This window comes from Candidatus Eisenbacteria bacterium (assembly GCA_026388185.1).
Classification (GTDB): Bacteria; Eisenbacteria; RBG-16-71-46; order JAFGJU01; family JAFGJU01; genus JAPLKG01.
Genome location: JAPLKG010000008.1, coordinates 21,072 through 39,069, shown reverse-complemented (window position 1 = coordinate 39,069; position 17,998 = coordinate 21,072). Strand labels below are relative to the sequence as shown.

Here is a 17,998-nt window from a genome sequence, read left to right as displayed (position 1 = left end):
CGTTTGGCTCTTTGTTTACTTAGGCCGTGCACCCATCCTCGACCTCACTTCCCGGGGGCCGCGCGAGCAGTTAACTCCAGTCAGGGAGGCCTACGGCACACCAGGGTGATCACTTACCGCTGCTACCTTCCGGTCCTGACGGGGTTCATGGGCCATGGTTGCGCAGGTCCTGGCTATCAACGCCACTTGCCCGCAAGGCCTTTCCGAAAAAGAAAGCCTCGGGCTGGGAATTAAGCCCCGCTATAGCGGATTGCGGGTTACAGGGCACCGCTGACTCCCCGCCTAGCACGGCCGAAACACATTGCTGGAGGAATAACCGGCGTCAGATGCGCTGCTACCGAGCATGTCTGCCGGTCATCCACCCGCGAGTTTCGCTGGTGGAGATGAGCGGAATCGAACCGCCGACCTCCTCATTGCGAACGAGGCGCTCTCCCAACTGAGCTACATCCCCACACAAGTGTTCTGGCGGAGAGAGGGGGATTCGAACCCCCGACCCAGTCTCCTGAGTACACGATTTCCAATCGTGCTCCTTCAGCCAACTCGGACATCTCTCCGGTCTATCGTGGCGGAGAGAGAGGGATTCGAACCCCCGAGGCAGTTACCCGCCTAGCGGTTTTCGAGACCGCCCGATTCAACCGCTCTCGCATCTCTCCGCTTTCTCCCGAAGAACTCCTTCAGCAGCAAGGCCGCTTCATCCTGAAGCACGCCCGACTCTACACCTACCTTGTGATTGAGAGAAGCGTTGCCGATAACCTCCATCACAGACCCGCAGGCTCCGGCCTTCGGATCCCTGGCGCCGAACACAAGCCTCTTGAGCCTTGCAAGTACAATCGCTCCTGCGCACATGGCGCAGGGCTCTAGAGTAACATACATGGTAGCATCTTCGAGACGCCACGACCCGAGAAAACTGCCGGCAGCACCAATGGCGATTATCTCTGCGTGGGCGGTAGGATCATTGAGAGTCTCAACCTGATTGTGTCCCCTCCCGATCACCCTGCCGTCCAGGACGATGACTGCCCCCACTGGGACCTCATCCTTGCCGCGAGCCTCTTCAGCCTCGGCCAGAGCAAGATTCATCCACCGGACGTCGTTCTGTTCAGTGCTTGAGTACATCGTGCATCAGGGGAACACTCTGAAAATAGCGTCGAGCACGCGTCTGGCAACCTCTTCAAAAGGTGGCGGCTCAGGTACACTGGCGCCAGACGATTGCCTAACCATGCCGGCCTCGTCCACGTGCGTCCCGATCCCGGATATGGGGCTGTAGAATGCGCTCTTCAGCATTTGTTCGTCGGAGGCTTCCCAGATTTTCTCGCCGGTCGTGGTGCTGATCAGCATAAGCTTTATTCCCACTTGAGTCTGCGACGCGCCTTCGACGTTGCCTGCAATCTGTTCTTTGCTCCAACGAAAGACTTCTCCGAACAGAAACGCCTCGGCGGCTGCTCCTTTCCCCAGGGAAACGACGTTCTCCTTCCCGAGCTCGCTCTGCTTCCTCCAGTTGAGAACAAGCCTGTCGTACTGCTCTTTTGAGCCCGTGCTCATTGCCCTTCCGACAACCTCCTCCTGGGAAAGAAAGATGTATGCGCTCTTTTGAAGTGCCTGCGCTTCAAGTAGGGGGAGCACGATAGATGATGCCTTCTGGGTCTCGCCGCGGTCAACAAGGGGCATGAGGGCTATGGTCTTGACCCCCCTGCTGCCGAAATCTGGAGCAACGTAGCTAAAAAGAGGATGAACCGCCTCTCTGGCCGCGCAACCCGTAAGAAAAAGTGCCGTGACAACACCCAGTCCCACAAGAACCAACAGAGATGCGAGCTTATTCATGGCAAGCCTCCACCAAATGTTTGAATTAGCCACTGCGTCCTAAGGAAAATAACACGCCAGGCGAGCGCTGTCAAACTCTACCGGAGGCAACACCGGAGGCGACAAACCGAAGAGGCGCCGCACCTCGCCCCACAAACCCACGAGGCTTGACAGTGGGCTCTCTAGCTGCTAGTTTAGGAAGCACACGGGGCGAGTTCGAAAGAACTACAAGCTTGGAGGGATGGCCGAGTGGCTTAAGGCGACGGTCTTGAAAACCGTTGACCGCAAGGTCCGTGGGTTCGAATCCTACTCCCTCCGCCAGTTAGTTTTTTTCAAGTCGCTCTGGCAGGAGAGGTGGCCGAGATGGCTTAAGGCAACCGCCTGCTAAGCGGTTGTGGGGCGAAATCTTCACCGGGGGTTCGAATCCCCCCCTCTCCGCCACGTAAGATTGTCGAACCAGATTCGACTTGCGGCCGTCATCTTCTTGGCGAAGAGCTCCAGACTAACAGGCGAAACACTTCGTTCCTTAGCGCCGGTGCGCCCATAGCTCAATTGGATAGAGCGTCTGACTACGGATCAGAAGGTTGGGGGTTCAAATCCTCCTGGGCGTACCATCATCCACACACTCGTTCGATGATGCCCCCGCCCAACACTTCGTCCCCTCTGTAGAAGACGGCCGATTGGCCAGGCGTTATGGCGCTCTGTTCTTTCTCGAACCTGACTCGAAGCCTCGTTTTCAATTTGTGTGGGCTCGCCCCATCCTCTATTGCCCCGACGTGCCGACCCGACTCAACCTTCTCCTCTACGCTAATCTCCGCCTCCGCCGCGGCGTGCGTATAGCGAATCTGAACAAAAGCTTCGAGCGGAAACCGATAGTCTAACTCCGTGACCCAGTTGACGTCGGAACAGACGAATTCTCTGGCCAAGAGATGTCTTTTCTCACCTATCACCACCGTGTGAGATTCCGGTTTCAGGGCCACGACGTACAGTCGTTCACTCGAGGACACACCGAGGCCGCGCCTCTGTCCAATGGTGAAGTGAACGAGTCCGTCGTGAGTTCCGAGCTGAGTGCCCGAGACGTCGGTCACGGGTCCAGGGGAGACCCGGAAACCCATCTGAGAAAGCCGCCGCGCGACAAACTCGCCACAAGAGTCGGATTCTACAAAACAAACGTCCTGACTCTCGGGGCGCTCCGCGGAATCGAGTTCCATTCGTGATGCAACGTCGCGCACTCGCCGCTTTGTGAGTTCACCCAGGGGAAACAGAATCCTGGAAAGACGGGACTCTTCTATCCCCCACAACACGTAACTCTGATCTTTGGTGGGATCCACGGCGCGGCGCAGGCGCCATCTTCCGCCAGAATCGGAGCCGGACGTCCCCCGCGATTGATCGGGACTTGGGCTCTCACTCCGCCCCAGGATTGCGTAGTGGCCGGTGGCCAGGAAATCGGCCCCCATCGAGAGGACCTTGTCCATGAGACCCCCGAACTTCACACGCGCGTTACACAGCACGCAGGGGTTCGGGGTTCGCCCTCGTGAGTAGTCCAGGCAAAACGGGCGAACGACTTCAGTCTCAAAGCAATTCTCGAGGTCGATTACGTAGTGGGAGATGCCGAGTCTTGCCGCAACTGATTTGGCGTCCTCTATCGCGGCGAGCGAACAACAGGGCTTGGTGTTCGCCTGCGCCTCCCCGTAGCACCACAGTTTCATCGTGACGCCAAATACGTGATAGCCCTTCTCGACGAGAAGGGCCGCGGCAACGGAGCTGTCAACGCCGCCGCTCATGGCAACCGCGACGCGAGCGGGGTGTGGACGCGATGAACTACTCAAGGTGTCGTGCCCTGAGATTTTTGCTTTGCCAGATAGTCTTCTATCGCCTTGTGCAGAGCGTCCGCGGCGAGGTTCGAGCAGTGCATCTTCACCGGAGGCAGTCCCTCTAGAGCTTCCGCCACGGTCTTGTTGGATATGGCGAGCGCCTCGTCCAGGGTCTTGCCCTTGACCAGCTCGGTGACCATGCTGCTCGTAGCGATGGCGGCGCCGCAACCGAACGTCTTGAACTTGACGTCCTCGATGCGATTGTCTTTGACCTTGATTTCCAGCCTCATGATGTCGCCGCAGACCGGATTGCCGACCTGGCCGACTCCGTCAGGATTCTCGATACTTCCCACGTTTCTGGGATTCCTGAAATGCTCCATCACTTTCTCGCTATACATGCCCCTGCTCTCCTTCTTCTATCTTCCACCAGTTCCCGCGCCACTCTTCTTGAAAAGAGGAGAAATACTCCTCAGCCTCTCCACAATGCGCGGCAGAATTTCGAGAACGTAATCTATGTCGGCCTCGATGTTGTCCTGCCCGAGGCTGAATCGCACCGAACCCTGTGCGACATCCGGAGGCACGCCCATGGCGAGCAGTACGTGCGAAGGTTCGAGGGAACCGGAGGTGCACGCGGAGCCGCTCGACACGGCAATCCCCTCCATGTCAAGGCTCAAGACCAGAGATTCTCCCTCAACGAACTCAAACGAGACATTGAGCGTGTTGGGAAGTCTCTTTGTCGGGTGCCCGTTCAACCTCACGTTGGCTATGGTGGACATTATGCCATCTTCGAGTCTGTTCCTCAAAGAGAGCATTTTCGTGTTTCTGGGCTCAATGTCCCGAGAAGCAAGCTCGACGGCCTTGGCAAAGCCTACGATTCCGGGGACGTTCTCCGTGCCGGCTCTTCTTCTCTTTTCGTGATGGCCTCCAAAGGTGGTGGCAGACAAGGGGGTGCCTCTTCTCACGTACAGCGCGCCCACGCCCTTGGGACCGTAAATCTTGTGCGACGAGACGGAAAGAAGATTGGCCGCGAGTTTGCTCGTGTCGAGGTTCACTTTTCCCAAAGACTGAACCGCGTCGCTGTGAAATACGATACCCTTCCCTCGCACGATCTCGGCGATTTGCTCCACGGGCTGAACTGTTCCAACCTCGTTGTTGGCATGCATAATAGTGACGAGAATGGTGTCAGTCCTTATCGAACGCCGTACGTCCTCGGGGTCAATGATGCCGTACTTGTCGCACGGCACCTCGGTTGTTTCAAAGCCGATGCTTGCCAGATGCTCGCACGTGGCAAGGACTGCGTGATGCTCTATCTTGCTGGTAACTATGTGCTTCCCCTTCTTGCAGAGAGCTCCGACCGTTCCGGTGATTGCGAGGTTGTCGGACTCGGTTCCGCCGCTCGTAAATACGATCTCGTCCTTCCTGGCCCCGAGGGCACCGGCCACGGTCTCTCTCGCTCTTTCCATCACTTCACGCGCATCCTGTCCAAAAGAGTGAACGCTCGAGGGATTGCCGAAGCGTTCGCTCATGAACGGAAGCATCGCTTCTATCACTTCGGGGCGTACCGGCGTCGTGGCATTGTGATCCAGATACACCTTACGCACAGACTACTTCCTCCTCACTCCGCGCTTGGCAGAACCTCCGGTGGGACAGACACCGGAACCTGCTTCTGCACACAAATCGCTGAGCGTTGTGCTGTCGAGCGCCGCCTTGAGCTGTACGTTGAGCTTCCTCAAGAGTATTTGACTCACGCAACCCTCGGCGTTCAAACACTTGTTCGACCGGTCTGTCTGACCCACACAGTAGGTGATTTCGATGGGACCCTCGAGGGATCTGATTATCTCTCCGACCTTGACGGTGGACGGGTTCCGCGCCAGAACGTAGCCGCCGTGCGGACCGCGGACGCTGCGCACAAGCCCACTTCTCCTCAACGACGTCATGAGTTGCTCGAGGTAAGGAAGAGTAATATTCTGCCGTTCCGAGATCGTTTTCCCGGGCACCGGTCCGTCGCCGTAGTGAAGCGCGAGGTCGAACATTGCACGGACTCCGTAGCGTCCGGCCGCAGTCGAGAGCCTCATAATGTGCCTCTTTAGATGTTGCCCTTGCGGATGCCGATGGATGTATACACGAGCCTGCAGACGCCGTCTCTAGCGGCGGGATAGACCAGACACACCCTTCCCGGTCCCATAGCGCCACTCAGGATACATTAGTTGACAATTTTCGTCAAGTACTTCCTGGGGCAATGCGAAAGGGAGAACTTGCCGTTCTCCCTTTCTGAAGATGGGGGGCATCCGGCGCGGTCGAACCGCGACTACTTGGTGCCCTCTTCCGGTCCCGTCTTCTTGGCCTTCTGGAGCTCCGATCTGGGTGCGATCGTCACCTTCTTGAGCAATACCGGATTCACGGGAACGCTGTTCTCGCCGAACTTACCGGGTTTTACCTTGACGTTTCCGATAGTCTCAAGCACGTCCGCACCTCTAATGAGCTGCCCGAATACCGTGTATTTGCCATCAAGCCCCGGCTGTGCGGCCAGACAGATGAAGAATTGTGAGCCGGCGCTGTTTGGGTCCTGCGATCTTGCCATCGACAGGATGCCCTTGACGTGTTTTCTGGCGTTGAATTCGGCCTTGATCGTGTAGCCGGGACCGCCCGTGCCGTAGGTGTCAACGTTCGGGCCCTTCGTGTTCGGATCTCCACTCTGAATCATGAAACCCTTTATGATTCTGTGAAACTTGGTTCCGTCATAGAAACCCTGTCTCGCAAGCTTCTTGAAGTTCGCCACGTGACCAGGAGCGTCCTTGGGGAAAAACTCTGCCACCATTGTTCCGTAGTTGGTTTCCAGTATGGCTACTTCGTCGGCCGAGTTGGGTTTCTGCATGGCTGTACTCTTTCCAGTCTCCTTTGCCTCGGACTTGGCCGAAGGCTCCGTTTTCTTGGGCTGCTCCTTCTCGTCCGCGGACGTGCAGGTAGCCGCAAGACCGATCAGAAAAAGAAGGACGGACACGATCAGAGCGAGAGCAAGAATGCGTTTCATCGTTTCCTCCGTCGGCCGGGAGGGCCGGATCCTTAGACAACAGACTGGAAGTCGCCGAACCAACGCCCTGAGCACCCGGTCTCGAGGGCCGCGCACAATTGCTAGTAGCCGAGCTCTTCCTTCTCCTTCAATGCCTCTCTTCTCTTGATGAGCTTCTGCTGTCTGTCTATCTGTTTCTTTGCGTAATCGCCCCACTGAGCATCATTCACCACGAGTTGGAACTTCTCGATCGCACCCTCATAGTCAGTCATCTTCTCGAGCGCCCTTGCCCAAGCGCACGTCAGGCACGCGTCGTCGGGCTTCAACTGGAGACCCTTCTTGGCGACTTCGATCGCCTGCGCGGCCTTCTTGGCGTCCGAATAAAGGAAAGCGAGATTACAGTAAAGTTGTGAGTTTTCCGGCTGAACCTGAATCACCTTCTCATACTGGACAATAGCCGAGTCGGGCTGCGAGTTTTTCTCGTATGCGATTGCCAGGTTGAGCCTCTCGCCGGCGCCTTCGGGTTCAAGAGTAAGAAGCTTCTTGTACATGTCGATCGCTCTAGTATACGCCTCAAGCTTCAAGTAAAGCCACGCCAGCGACCGTATGGCCTGAACGTCGTTTTCGTCGGCCCGGTAGAGTCGTTCGTAGACGTTGGTCGCTTCAACGAACAGGTTGTTGTCCCTGCACAGCGTTCCGAATGCCCTCATCGTCTCCTTGTTGTCAGGTCTGATCTCGAGGGACCTCTGATATGCGGCGACCGCCTCGGCTATGAGTCCCTTTTCTCCGTACGTGAAGGCAAGCGTTGCAAATGCTTCGGAATTGTGGGGAGTGAGCTCGACCACTTTCCTGTACTCTGTTATGGCACGGTCCAGATCCCTGTTGAGTCCGTATGCGTAACCAAGGTCCGAGTGGACAGCGGCCAGTTTGTCGGGCTCCTGCGGCGTTATCTCCAACAGCCTCTTGAAGGCATGAATGGCTTCGGGATAATCCTTGAGCTCTATCTGAGCGAAGCCAAGATGAGCGTAGGCGTCGGCGAATTCAGGGTCCAGTTCGATGGCGTCCCTGAAGGCGGCAGCAGCCTCGACGTACTTCTTGTCGATCTCATACTGCGCCCCCATCTGATACGCCTTCCGCGCTTCGTCCTGCAAGGAGGTAACCGGCTTCGCCGTCTCTTTGGACTCCGAGGCAGGCTTCTTCTCCACTGCGGTATCAGCGGCAAAGGAAGGCTTGACACTTGCTGCACGAGGACCGCATCCGCAGGAGATCAGAAAGGCGACCAACAGGAGTACAAACCCGAGGTGCACACCTCTCACCGTAAATCTAGGCATCTCCTTCACTCCTTTCGTGACTGCACCTCCGCAGTCTAGCCTCTGCAGTCTGGCCTCTAAAGAGTAGACTTTCGCCTTTCGACAAACCTAACAGAGGTCCTGGTTCTTTGTCAAGCCGCACGCACTCAAAAGTGACTCTTGCACAAAACACTGGACGCTACCATTTCCCGACGTGCCCTTGCTGCGATGGCACGAGCAGCGCACGAGTGCCGTGCTGCGCGTCCGGTCACTTAGACGAGATCAGCTTGAGTATGTGACCCTCTTTGTCAAAGGTCACACGCACGATTTTCTGAAATGTACTGCCGCCCGACGTCTTGATCTTCTTCTCAAAAGAAGCGCAGTAGAGTTCTACTTTGCGAGCGGTCGTCTTCATTCTTGCGAGCGTTGCGCCGAGCTCACCGTTTATCCTTCCGATCATGTCGACTATGCCGACGTCGGCAGGCACCTTGCGTCTTACGACCGAAGGACGCACACCTTTCATTTCTGGAAACCTGGAGACTATCTCCTTCCTGACGCTGTCCAGAACACGGGGGGCAACGGCTTTCGGTCTGCCCGCGCCTCCTTCTACCCTGAGGCTCGTCGCGACCCCGCCTGCCGCGGGCCTTCTCGCCCCCTCTCTCGGGCCGGACTTCTTCGCGCCCTTCCGGATTTCACTCCTTCTTGAAACTCTTGCTGGCTCGGTCTTTCCTGAGCCCCCTGTTGGGCCTAGTGTCTTTGGCATCCTCACCACTTCCTGGGGAAATAGGTAAAATACTTACGGTAGGATCTCCGAACAGAACGAATTGCAGAAGCGTCTTCTTGTCGTCCTCGTCCAGATAGCCTTGTCTCGAAACTGCCAGGGCGGCAAGCTGTGCCCTGGCGCCGGTAAGCGCCTTCCCGAAGGCCATGCCCTTGTGCACATTCCTGAAAAAGTTCAGTGCGATCAGATCCGCCTCGCTCACTGGCGGTGCGAGTGCGCCGTAAGCCGTGCAAGTCGACCCGACCACACAAGCAGAACCGGACGATAGAAAGGCAAGCGAGATTGACGTGTCCCTGTTTCTGTCCATTTCTATGGCGCCGTAGCAGGCCTCCGTCACAATCATGCTTTTCTCGTGACTCAAGCGATTGACGTTTACGGGCGAGAGTGCCGTCGGAAAGCTCGAGCCGGCCTGACCAAACCAGTAGGGGGCGGTGTCAGAGCCGTGAACGTTAAAGTACAGAAAGTTCTTGCCGCCAAACCACTCCGCCGTGACGTCAACGTGAGAAAGAGGGGGACACACCTTAAGATTCCCTGTGAAGCCGATGTCTCGCCACACCTCTCGTGACGCTCTCTTCCAGATCGCCGCCGTGTAACCGAGCGAACTCTTCTTCCGGCCGAGAGGATGGGTGGAGAGCCAGACGGCCCCTTCACAAGCAGTGTCTATCTGGGTCAGTAGAACGTGAACGTCCGACCCGCTTCCATCAGGCATGCGCCCCACGGGCCTCTCCGGGAGAAGACACTTCTCGGTGCTCACGATCCCGCCTGGACAACCATAAGGATTGTCGGAGAGCACAAAACTATCAGAATCAAAAGCGGGGTTGGACAACCTGAAGTACGGGATCACTTCACCTCCTCCAAGAATCAATATCGAGACGTTGGAGTCGTGCGACGGCCTTGGCGTGACTGTCCGCGGTGGTTCTCGTCTCGCATCGCGTGCAGTCTTGGGACTAGTGTTGCGAGCCGAGTCCGGACCGGCATCACGCGACGTCGAGAGCCTGGCAACTATGTGATCGATCGCATTCTTTGCGGAGGCAGACGTGATTGCCTTCAGAGGCTTGAGACCAAACTGTGTGATCGAGGCCCCGTCGTCAATAAACGCGGCTGTGAGCCCGATCTTTCTCTTAGAAAGGCAGTCTCGATATCTTTCGAGCGAGCGCGTTAGCCTGTCGAGCCCTGCTTGGCCGTACCTCCGCCTGAGCTTCTCAAGGCTGGAAACCAAAAGTAATTGCTCCCGGCTCACGTTACTTCGTCCTGCCCGGATTACTCCGTCGTGGGCTTATTACGAGGCTGCGTCTCCGATGAGAGAAACTTCTTCACCGTGTCAATGTTCTCTCTGGCGGTCTTGGCGGCCTCAGAGTTCGGTGCGACCTGGATTATCTTTTCCCACTCTCTTACGGCTTCCCGAAATATGCCGGCATCCGCGAAGGCAACACCGATGTAATAGTAACCTTCACCAAAAGTGCTGTCAGCCTCCACGGAAAGCTCGTATTGCTTGACGGCCTCATCATACCGCTGGAGGGCGTAGAACGAATTGCCCAAGTTGACCAAGGCCTTCGTATCGTGCGGGGTCAACGCGAGCGCCTTTTCAAATGAGGCTATCGCATCCGTTACAAACCCCATCTCGTTCAGGACGGCTCCCTTGTTGACGAGGGCTTCCTTGAAATCGGGCTTGAGCAACAAAGCCTTATCGTAGTGTAAGAGAGCTCCGTCTTTGTTCTCTGTTTCGCTCAGCGCATTTGCCAGCTCATAGTGAAGCTGCGGATTGAGAGAGTCGATCGCTATCTCTGCGCGCATGACCTCTATCGCCTGCTGGGCGGGAGAAGGCTCCTGGGACGCAGGCGGTTGCCCTGAAGCGGATGGCCGCTTGTTCGGCGAGTTATCGTCTGCCTGAGAAACGGCGTGGCCGAGAAGGATCGCCAAGGCGAGCAGGAAAACGACTGGCAAGAGAACGCGTCGCCCCCTGTTTGGCTTTGGCTCTCCGTTCAGCTTCGTCCGACTCATTCTTGTACAATTAGTTGTTCTCAAGGCGCTCCTCCTGTGGGTTTCGGTTTCTCTGGTCGGGTCACATCGACCTAAGTATAGCAACGCGAGATGGAGCGTGTCAACGTTGCCTATCCCTGCACTCTGTCAAGACTCCTGTACTGGATCGCCTCCGCCACATGCTCTGCGCGTGGCAACTCGGCGCCGTCGAGATCGGCTATCGTGCGAGCAACCTTGAGAATCCGATGAAACGCTCTCCCGCTCAACCCAAGCCTCTCCATTGCGGCCCTGAGAATCGAGAGTCCGGACTCGTCAACAATGCAAAAATGTGTGACGAGACTCTCTCCCAGGTCGGAGTTCGTGCGCACGCCTGCAACCTCTGCGTAACGCTCCGACTGAAGTCTTCTTACTTCGAGCACGCGCTCCCTCACGTTACTCGAGCTTTCGCCGGCCTGGGTCTGAGAGATCTCTCGAAACGAGACCCGCGGCACGGAGACGTGGATGTCTATCCTGTCGAGCAGCGGGCCGGAGAGTTTTCCCACGTAGTTTCTAATCTGTGTCGGAGTGCAGTGACATTCCTTCAAGGGGTCGGTGAGGTGACCACAGGGACACGGGTTCGAGGCGGCAACGAGCATGAACCTGGCGGGAAACGAGACCGTCCCGCCTGCCCTTGATATGGTCAGACTTCCCTCTTCGAGCGGCTGTCTCAGAGCCTCAAGCACATCGTGCCTGAACTCCGGCAGTTCGTCCAGAAAAAGGACACCGTTGTGAGCAAGACTGATCTCTCCCGGCCGAGGGACGTTGCCGCCCCCGATCGCGCCTGCAACGCTCACGGTGTGGTGCGGTGACCTGAACGGTCTCGACGAAAGGAGTGCGACACCCCTGCGCAATCTCCCCGCGGCAGAGTATATTCTGGTGGTTTCGATCGCCTCGTCCGTAGTGAGCGGCGGGAGAATCGAGGGCACTCTTCTCGCGAGCATGGTCTTGCCGGAACCAGGAGGCCCGATCATAATAAGGTTGTGATTTCCCGCCGCCGCAACTTCGAGGGCTCTTCTCACGTGTTGCTGGCCACGCACTTCGGAAAAGTCGGGAAGTGAGCGCGTCCGCTTCGCCGTCACTTCACCGGGCGGAGGCGACGCGGCGGCGGTACCTGAACGCGGGCGAGGAGACGCTGCCTCGCCGACGCCTGCTCTCGCGGGCGAAGCCAGTTTCAGCTCTCCCCTGAGGAATCGCACTACTTCTATGAGGGTGCCCGCAGTGAGCACCTTCTCTTCCAACGCAACCGACGCCTCGTCTCCGTTTTCCGCCGCCACTATCATGCTACGCACGCTCGCCTCTCTCGCCAGAAGGGCCATCGAAAGGACTCCGCGAACAGGCCTCACCCTGCCGTCGAGCGAAAGCTCACCCACAAAGACGCAGCCGTCTGTGCGGTCGCCCATCTGGTCCGAGATAACCTCGGCGCCGGCAGAGGGGCCGCTGGTGGCGCCATCATCAGAAATGTGTCCACCGCAGAGCTGACCCGTTGCCTTGAGAAGGCCAACGGCGACGGCGAGGTCAAACCCGGCGCCCTCCTTCCTCGTGTCTGCCGGAGCCAAGTTCACGACTATCCTCCTCGGAGGAAGCTCCAGCCCGCTGTTCCTTATGGCGGAAATAACCCGTTCCCGGCTCTCGCGCACGGCAGCGTCAGGAAGGCCGACCGTCGAGAAACTCGGAAGACCTCTACCGACGTCAACTTCCACCTCCACGAAATATGCATCGATACCCACAAGCGCGCAGCTTCTAACCCTTGCCAACACAACAACCACCCCCCACTTCAAACTGACATTAGTCCAGTGGCGTCACCATCCCACCGGCCCCTCTGCCCCAAACGCGTTTTCGATGTGGTCTACGATGAGCCTTTCTCCCGTGCACGTGATTGCGATGACGTCAAAGCGAATTGTGTGGCACGAGTTCGCCGGGTACCCTTGAAGAAACAGCATGGCTCCTCTCGTCACGCGTTGTCTCTTCTTTGCGTCCACGCATTCCGCGGGCCGCGAGATGGATCCGGGCCCTCTCAGCTTCACCTCGACGAACGCCAGGCAGTCGCCCCTGCACGCAACAATGTCCAATTCGCTTCTTCTAGTTCGGAGATTTCTGCGGATTATTTGGTAGCCCTTGAGTCTGAGGAAAAGGGCGGCGATCTCTTCGCCGATCCGGCCTGAGTGGACACTTTCGGTCATGTTCCCACCACCTCCCAATCACATCCGCACAATCACAACCTCACGTCGCATTCGCCACACCCCCTCCCCACTTCCTCACAACGCCGGCCTAGCTTGAATTACGTCTCATGAATTGTATTTCTTTGACTGGCCTGAAGGAAAACCGGTGGAGACAGCACGGGCCGTAGCGGAGTAGTGCCTCGATGTGTTGTCGAGTCCCGTAACCCTTGTGGACGTCAAATCCGTACTGAGGGAACCTCTCGTGGGCGTCGGCCATCAGACTATCTCTCACGAATTTAGCGACTATCGACGCGGCGGCAACGGAAAGAAATGTGCCGTCCGCTTTGGGAAAGGCCGCCTGTGGAACCTCGAGGAGGGGGATCTTCCAGCCGTCGACTAGAACCAGAGATGGTGCGACGGAAAGGGCGCCGACTGCGTCGCGCATGGCGATGTGGGTGGCGTTCAGAATTCCCGCGCCGTCAACGACTCTTTCGCTCACCGAAGCCCACGAAACAGAAAGAGCTCCCGCAGAGATCTCGGCGTAGAGCTTCTCCCTCTGAAGATGAGTCAGTCGCTTGGAGTCGTCAATGTGTTCTGCGCAGAAATCGGATGGAAGTATCACTGCCGCGGCCACCACCGGACCCGCCAAGGGCCCTCTCCCAGCTTCGTCGACTCCCGCAACAAATCCGGCAGTCTTTGTCAGGTAGCGCTCTTCGTTTCTCTTGAGCAGGAGAAAGCGGTCCTGCCAGGTCGATCTTGCCGGAGCCTTGCGTCTCCTCACTCCCTCTCTTCCTGCTTCTCTTCAATGCGAACCGCTCTGCCCTTCTTTCTTCCGAGGTAGAAGAGCTTTGCCCTTCTCACTTTGCCTTCTCGCACAACGGAAATGCTCGATACGGCCGGAGAGTTCAGCGGGAATATTCTCTCGACTCCCACGCCACCGCTCACTTTGCGCACGGTGAAAGTGGAGCGCGCACCGGTGCCACGCTTGTTGATGACGGTTCCCTCAAAAATCTGCGTCCTCTCCTTGTCACCTTCAACAACCCTCACGTGCACGCGTACGGTGTCGCCGGGCCTGAAATTGTCGGCCTTCTTCGTGACGTGCCTTGATTCAACGAAGTCTATTGCATCCATGTGTTACCTCCGGTTCCCATCTCTTGTCGAAATCCTCTGCGTCATAATCTCTCGCATACGGGGAAATTCTCTCACATTTGGAGCAAACTTCCAACTGGGTAGTTGCAGGCTCATCCTCCCGCTTCAAGTTCTTTCTTGCATTCTCGCAAGAGCTTCTTGTCCTCGTCGCCGAGGATTGCTGTGTCCAGAAGGTCTGATCTTCTCTGAAGTGTTCTCGAGAGACGATTCTTCCTTCTCCATTTTCTGATTGCTTCGTGGTTTCCCGAAAGAAGAATCTCCGGTACGCTCCTCCCCGCGACGGATTCGGGTCTCGTGTAGTACGCGCAATCGAGAATTCCCTCCTCGAACGAATCTCCTGCGGCGGAATCCTCGTCCTCCATGGCTCCGGGAATGAGTCTAACAACCGATTCGATAAGCACCATGGCGGGCAACTCACCGCCGGAAAGCACGTAGTCTCCGATCGAAATCTCCTCGGCACCGAGTATCTCGACGACTCTCTCGTCGATGGCCTTGTACCTCCCGCAGATGAGAACGATAGAATCACAGGAGGACAGTTCGCTTGCCACGTTCTGGTCGTACCTTCTTCCCTGCGGCGACGGAACGACAATCCTTGTCGTCGGTTCGGTCCCTACCTTGACGCCGTGTTGGACGCCGGCAGAAGAAGATCGTCCCTCAGTGGAGCCTGCCAGATAGTCAAGGCCGGTCACGGAAGAGACGGCCTTCAAGATCGGTTCGACCTTCATCACCATGCCCGGGCCGCCTCCGTAGGGATAATCATCAACGGTCTTGTAGCCGTCAGTCGAGAAGTCCCTCAAGTTGAGAACGTCTATCTTCACGAGGCCTTTTGTGATTGCCCTCGCTACTATTCCCTCCGAGAGAAGTCCCTCAAAGAGTGGAGGGAATATAGTGACGACGGTCATTTTCATCTGAGGCTCTCAGTCATCAAACAAACCTATCACAAGTTTCATACGATACCGCCAATTTTACTCATCAAACAGACCTCGTACTGGTCTGACAAGAATCTGGCGATTCTCGTAGTCGAGCCTTTCGACCACGTCTCGCGTTGCCGGTACGAGGGTCTCTTTCCCGTCCGCGTTCTTCACGACGTAAACGATGTTGCTTCCGGTCTCCATCACGTCGGCCACGTTGCCCAGATCAATCCCGTCGGTTCTAGTTACTCTCATCCCGACGAGCTCGAACATGTAGTGCTCTCCTTCAGGACGGGGAGGCACCTCCGAACGAGGAATCTCAAGCGTGAGCCCGTTCAGTTGCGTCGCCTCTTCCCTGGAGTCAATCCCTTCCAGCTTGACCAGTACGAGTTCGCCCTGAGCCTTGGCCCGTTCCACAAGGAAATTCCGCCGTTCCGTCTCTCCAAGCCAGACCGAACGTATGGAGAGAAAACGTTCTATGCTCGCCGTCGCGGGGCGGACCAGGAGCTCGCCTCTCACTCCTCTGGCCTTCATCACCTCTCCGACCACAACAAAGCTGACCAATCGCAATGCTCCCGTGTTGTTGAGCGCAAAGCGCGCGTCAACGTCTGTCACAACTGGGCTTGCAAAGAGAGCTGCTACGGTGTCTGGATTCCACGCAGCAGCGCCATGCGCGAGGCAGGTTCTGCCACAACTCCGGCCGCAACAGAGCTACTCCAGTATTTCCAGGACCGCTTTCTTGCCGGCTTTGGTGGCGGCGGCGCTCAGAAGAGTGCGGATTGATCTGGCCGTTCTTCCGTGTTTCCCGATTATCTTTCCCAGGTCCTCTTGAGCGACCTTGAGTTCAAAAATGGTAGTTCTCTCGCCCGTGACTTCTCTGACGACGACGTCGTTCGGCTTGTCGACGATGCGCTTCGCGATATACTCAATAAGTTCTTTCATACGATACAAATCCTCCCCGACTTGCTGAGGAACCGACTGGCGGAAGAATTCCATCAGGCTCGACGTAGTCCGACTGGGGATCGTCTAATCGCCCGAAACCGTTGAAGCCGGCCCACGGCTGGCCCAATCTACCCCACCCGCCAAAGGATGGCTACTTCGACGTCGGCTTTGATTTTTCCTTCTGCGAAGCCGCTTTGCCTGACGGCTTGCCTGGCTTCGCGGGCGCCTTCTTGGCACGCGACGGTTTCTGAGCCCCTTCCCCGGAAGAAGTCTCTAGCGGAATCTCCGACGGAGTCACTTCAACTTCCTCCCCTTCGCCTTCTCGTAGAGCCTCGAGGGACACCGCCTCAGGGGATTTCTTGGCTGAGGCCGCCGGCGCTTCAACCGTCACCACGCCCGCCCTCTTCAGCAGTTGCTTCACGGCTAGGGAAGGCGTTGCGCCCTTGCTCATCCAATGCTTCACCAGTTCGCCGTCAACCTCGATGTTCCCTGACTCGGTGAGAGGATCGTACGTGCCAAGCGTTGCTATGAACCTACCGTCACGCGGCATTCTCGAATCCGTGACGATGATTCTATAGAATGGCCTGTGTTTCGCACCTGTTCTCGTGAGTCGAATCTTTACTGACACTCAGTTCACCTCCACGTATAAAGGTAACATTAGAACGGCAGAGACCTCAACCCCTTTCTGCCTCCACGTCTCATCTGCCTGAGCAGCTTCTGGATCTCGAAAAACTGCTTCAGAACCCTGTTCACCTCCTGAACGCTCGTGCCGCTGCCCTTTGCAACCCTCTTTCTTCTACTTCCGTCTATGGCAGTCGGCGTCCTTCTCTCCATGGGAGTCATGGAATTGATGATGGCTTCGATTCTGTTGAACGCTCCCTCGTCAACGTTGAGCCCGGCCTTCTTGATCTTACCAAAACCCGGGATCATATCCACCAGGTCTTGAAGCGGACCCATCTTTCTGACTTCTTTGAGCTGTCCCAGAAAGTCCTCCAACGTGAAATCGGCCTCTCTGAGCCTTTTCTCCATCTCCTTTGCCCGTTCCACGTCGACGGTCTTTTCCGCTTTTTCTATGAGCGAGAGAACGTCGCCCATTCCCAGGATGCGAGAGGCCATTCTGTCGGGATGAAAGACCTCGAGCGCATCAAGTTTCTCGCCCACACTCACAAACTTGATGGGCCTACCCGTCACGGCCCTCAGGGAGAGAGCCGCACCACCCCTTGCGTCTCCGTCCAATTTCGTGAGGACGGCACCGTCGAAATCCACGGTCTTCTGAAACGTGTTGGCGACGTTGACCGCGTCCTGGCCGGTCATACCGTCAAGGACGAGAAGAATCTCTTGAGGAGACACAGCTTTCTTGAGCTCACAGAGCTCGTCCATCATCTCTTCGTCTACGTGCATCCTTCCCGCCGTATCGAATAGCACCCAGTCGTATCCACCCTCGACGGCCTGGGCAACGGCCTTCGGAGCGGTTGCGAGCACCGAGTCACCTTCTTGAGGAAGGAACGCCTTGATTCCGACAGAGTCTGCGAGGATTTTGAGCTGTTCTACGGCCGCGGGTCTCTTCAGGTCCGCCGCCACGACCATCGGTCTTGCACCCTTTCCTTGAAGATGTGCGGCCAGCTTCACGGTGAAGGTGGTCTTGCCCGAGCCCTGCAAACCGACGATCAGAAGCACGGCAGGAGGTTTTGAGACGGGGGCAAGACCCACCGCCTTCTGACCCAAGAGCTCGACGAGTTCTTCGTGCACGACGGCGATGACCTGTTGGCCGGGCGTCAAGCTCTTAAGCACCTCGCGGCCCAGGGCCTTCTCTTCTACCCGCGCCACGAAATCCTTCGCGACCTTATAGTTGACGTCAGCCTCGAGGAGAACTCGGCGAACCTCTCTCAGAGATTCCCGCATGTTCTGTTCACTCAGCTTCCCGTAGCCGCGAAGCTTCTTGAAAACCGCGTCGAGTCTTGAAGTGAGTTCGTCAAACATCGCGCTTGGCCCAAATTCCCCATTAAATCATTGTGCCGGAAGGCGGGACTGTGTGCTCGAACCTTCCGGCCGCAATTTCGTAGTTTAGCATTTTCGGACGTCACACGCAACAGAGATCGCGCAACAGAGACGTGGTTCCGCTTGAGT

20 protein-coding genes, 6 tRNA genes and 1 other RNA gene are annotated in these 17,998 nt (G+C 57.0%); 3 read left to right on the top strand and 24 right to left on the bottom strand.

Annotated features, from left to right (window positions below; all coding sequences use genetic code 11):
- Positions 1–24: 24 nt before the first annotated feature.
- The 6 genes from ffs to NTX17_02905 form a co-directional block, all read right to left on the bottom strand.
- Positions 25–291: signal recognition particle sRNA large type (ffs, locus tag NTX17_02930), an RNA gene on the bottom strand.
- A gap of 84 nt (positions 292–375) precedes the next feature.
- Positions 376–451: transfer RNA gene (locus tag NTX17_02925), tRNA-Ala, on the bottom strand.
- Positions 452–463: 12 nt separating this feature from the next.
- A tRNA-Ser gene (locus tag NTX17_02920) sits at positions 464–554 on the bottom strand.
- Positions 555–563: 9 nt separating this feature from the next.
- Positions 564–653, bottom strand: a tRNA-Ser gene (locus NTX17_02915).
- Positions 607–1,113: a tRNA adenosine(34) deaminase TadA gene (tadA, locus tag NTX17_02910; protein MCX5800321.1), complete on the bottom strand. Its 507-nt coding sequence runs from the start codon at positions 1,111–1,113 to the stop codon at positions 607–609. Before tadA ends, NTX17_02915 begins: the two co-directional genes overlap by 47 nt.
- Positions 1,114–1,119: 6 nt before the next feature.
- Positions 1,120–1,818, bottom strand: coding sequence for a hypothetical protein (locus NTX17_02905; protein ID MCX5800320.1), 699 nt, complete (start codon positions 1,816–1,818; stop codon positions 1,120–1,122).
- Between the two features lie 214 nt (positions 1,819–2,032).
- On the opposite strand from NTX17_02905, the gene NTX17_02900 reads away from it, so the two are divergent.
- From NTX17_02900 to NTX17_02890, 3 genes are all read left to right on the top strand, one after another.
- Positions 2,033–2,118 (top strand) — tRNA-Ser (locus NTX17_02900).
- A gap of 27 nt (positions 2,119–2,145) precedes the next feature.
- Positions 2,146–2,238: transfer RNA gene (locus NTX17_02895), tRNA-Ser, on the top strand.
- A gap of 96 nt (positions 2,239–2,334) precedes the next feature.
- A tRNA-Arg gene (locus tag NTX17_02890) sits at positions 2,335–2,411 on the top strand.
- Here NTX17_02890 and mnmA read toward each other — a convergent pair.
- From mnmA to ffh, 18 genes are all read right to left on the bottom strand, one after another.
- Positions 2,412–3,626, bottom strand: a complete 1,215-nt coding sequence (gene mnmA / locus NTX17_02885) for a tRNA 2-thiouridine(34) synthase MnmA (protein MCX5800319.1) — start codon at positions 3,624–3,626, stop codon at positions 2,412–2,414.
- Positions 3,623–4,009: a Fe-S cluster assembly scaffold protein NifU gene (gene nifU / locus NTX17_02880; protein MCX5800318.1), complete on the bottom strand. Its 387-nt coding sequence runs from the start codon at positions 4,007–4,009 to the stop codon at positions 3,623–3,625. The genes mnmA and nifU overlap by 4 nt, the downstream gene beginning before the upstream one ends.
- An 18-nt stretch (positions 4,010–4,027) precedes the next feature.
- Positions 4,028–5,212, bottom strand: a complete 1,185-nt coding sequence (gene nifS, locus NTX17_02875; protein MCX5800317.1) for a cysteine desulfurase NifS — start codon at positions 5,210–5,212, stop codon at positions 4,028–4,030.
- Positions 5,213–5,215: 3 nt separating this feature from the next.
- Positions 5,216–5,686: an RrF2 family transcriptional regulator gene (locus tag NTX17_02870; protein MCX5800316.1), complete on the bottom strand. Its 471-nt coding sequence runs from the start codon at positions 5,684–5,686 to the stop codon at positions 5,216–5,218.
- Positions 5,687–5,919: 233 nt separating this feature from the next.
- Entirely contained in the window at positions 5,920–6,642 is a 723-nt protein-coding gene (locus NTX17_02865; GenBank protein MCX5800315.1) for a peptidylprolyl isomerase, read from the bottom strand.
- 101 nt (positions 6,643–6,743) lie between these two features.
- Positions 6,744–7,952, bottom strand: a complete 1,209-nt coding sequence (locus NTX17_02860; GenBank protein ID MCX5800314.1) for a tetratricopeptide repeat protein — start codon at positions 7,950–7,952, stop codon at positions 6,744–6,746.
- Between the two features lie 226 nt (positions 7,953–8,178).
- On the bottom strand, positions 8,179–8,673 hold the full coding sequence (locus tag NTX17_02855) for a hypothetical protein (GenBank protein MCX5800313.1): 495 nt from the start codon (positions 8,671–8,673) through the stop codon (positions 8,179–8,181).
- Positions 8,603–9,931: a C25 family cysteine peptidase gene (locus NTX17_02850; GenBank protein MCX5800312.1), complete on the bottom strand. Its 1,329-nt coding sequence runs from the start codon at positions 9,929–9,931 to the stop codon at positions 8,603–8,605. The genes NTX17_02855 and NTX17_02850 overlap by 71 nt, the downstream gene beginning before the upstream one ends.
- Positions 9,932–9,951: 20 nt before the next feature.
- The gene (locus NTX17_02845) at positions 9,952–10,716 is read right to left on the bottom strand and encodes a tetratricopeptide repeat protein (GenBank protein MCX5800311.1); all 765 of its coding nucleotides are present in this window, start codon (positions 10,714–10,716) and stop codon (positions 9,952–9,954) included.
- A gap of 86 nt (positions 10,717–10,802) precedes the next feature.
- Complete coding sequence (locus tag NTX17_02840; GenBank protein MCX5800310.1) at positions 10,803–12,467, bottom strand: YifB family Mg chelatase-like AAA ATPase; 1,665 nt, start codon at positions 12,465–12,467, stop codon at positions 10,803–10,805.
- Between the two features lie 42 nt (positions 12,468–12,509).
- Entirely contained in the window at positions 12,510–12,890 is a 381-nt protein-coding gene (locus tag NTX17_02835; protein MCX5800309.1) for a YraN family protein, read from the bottom strand.
- Between the two features lie 88 nt (positions 12,891–12,978).
- Positions 12,979–13,650: a ribonuclease HII gene (locus NTX17_02830; protein MCX5800308.1), complete on the bottom strand. Its 672-nt coding sequence runs from the start codon at positions 13,648–13,650 to the stop codon at positions 12,979–12,981.
- The gene (gene rplS / locus NTX17_02825; protein MCX5800307.1) at positions 13,647–14,000 is read right to left on the bottom strand and encodes a 50S ribosomal protein L19; all 354 of its coding nucleotides are present in this window, start codon (positions 13,998–14,000) and stop codon (positions 13,647–13,649) included. Before rplS ends, NTX17_02830 begins: the two co-directional genes overlap by 4 nt.
- Before the next feature lie 110 nt (positions 14,001–14,110).
- Positions 14,111–14,926 carry a tRNA (guanosine(37)-N1)-methyltransferase TrmD gene (trmD, locus tag NTX17_02820; protein ID MCX5800306.1) on the bottom strand — a complete coding sequence of 272 codons (816 nt, stop codon included), beginning with the start codon at positions 14,924–14,926 and terminating at the stop codon, positions 14,111–14,113.
- A gap of 57 nt (positions 14,927–14,983) precedes the next feature.
- A complete protein-coding gene (rimM, locus tag NTX17_02815) occupies positions 14,984–15,544 on the bottom strand; it encodes a ribosome maturation factor RimM (GenBank protein ID MCX5800305.1) in 561 nt (186 codons plus the stop codon).
- 96 nt (positions 15,545–15,640) lie between these two features.
- Positions 15,641–15,871: a KH domain-containing protein gene (locus NTX17_02810; protein MCX5800304.1), complete on the bottom strand. Its 231-nt coding sequence runs from the start codon at positions 15,869–15,871 to the stop codon at positions 15,641–15,643.
- Positions 15,872–16,022: 151 nt separating this feature from the next.
- Positions 16,023–16,499, bottom strand: coding sequence for a 30S ribosomal protein S16 (rpsP, locus tag NTX17_02805; GenBank protein ID MCX5800303.1), 477 nt, complete (start codon positions 16,497–16,499; stop codon positions 16,023–16,025).
- Positions 16,500–16,528: 29 nt separating this feature from the next.
- Complete coding sequence (gene ffh / locus NTX17_02800; protein ID MCX5800302.1) at positions 16,529–17,851, bottom strand: signal recognition particle protein; 1,323 nt, start codon at positions 17,849–17,851, stop codon at positions 16,529–16,531.
- Positions 17,852–17,998 lie beyond the last annotated feature (147 nt).

Coding starts and splice junctions, on each gene's coding strand:
- tadA (MCX5800321.1), bottom strand. CDS start 1,113: ATGTACTCAAGCACTGAACAGAACGACGTCCGGTGGATGAATCTTGCT.
- NTX17_02870 (MCX5800316.1), bottom strand. CDS start 5,686: ATGAGGCTCTCGACTGCGGCCGGACGCTACGGAGTCCGTGCAATGTTC.
- NTX17_02905 (MCX5800320.1), bottom strand. CDS start 1,818: ATGAATAAGCTCGCATCTCTGTTGGTTCTTGTGGGACTGGGTGTTGTC.
- ffh (MCX5800302.1), bottom strand. CDS start 17,851: ATGTTTGACGAACTCACTTCAAGACTCGACGCGGTTTTCAAGAAGCTT.
- trmD (MCX5800306.1), bottom strand. CDS start 14,926: ATGAAAATGACCGTCGTCACTATATTCCCTCCACTCTTTGAGGGACTT.
- NTX17_02865 (MCX5800315.1), bottom strand. CDS start 6,642: ATGAAACGCATTCTTGCTCTCGCTCTGATCGTGTCCGTCCTTCTTTTT.
- nifU (MCX5800318.1), bottom strand. CDS start 4,009: ATGTATAGCGAGAAAGTGATGGAGCATTTCAGGAATCCCAGAAACGTG.
- NTX17_02860 (MCX5800314.1), bottom strand. CDS start 7,952: ATGCCTAGATTTACGGTGAGAGGTGTGCACCTCGGGTTTGTACTCCTG.
- NTX17_02835 (MCX5800309.1), bottom strand. CDS start 12,890: ATGACCGAAAGTGTCCACTCAGGCCGGATCGGCGAAGAGATCGCCGCC.
- NTX17_02855 (MCX5800313.1), bottom strand. CDS start 8,673: ATGCCAAAGACACTAGGCCCAACAGGGGGCTCAGGAAAGACCGAGCCA.
- rplS (MCX5800307.1), bottom strand. CDS start 14,000: ATGGATGCAATAGACTTCGTTGAATCAAGGCACGTCACGAAGAAGGCC.
- NTX17_02810 (MCX5800304.1), bottom strand. CDS start 15,871: ATGAAAGAACTTATTGAGTATATCGCGAAGCGCATCGTCGACAAGCCG.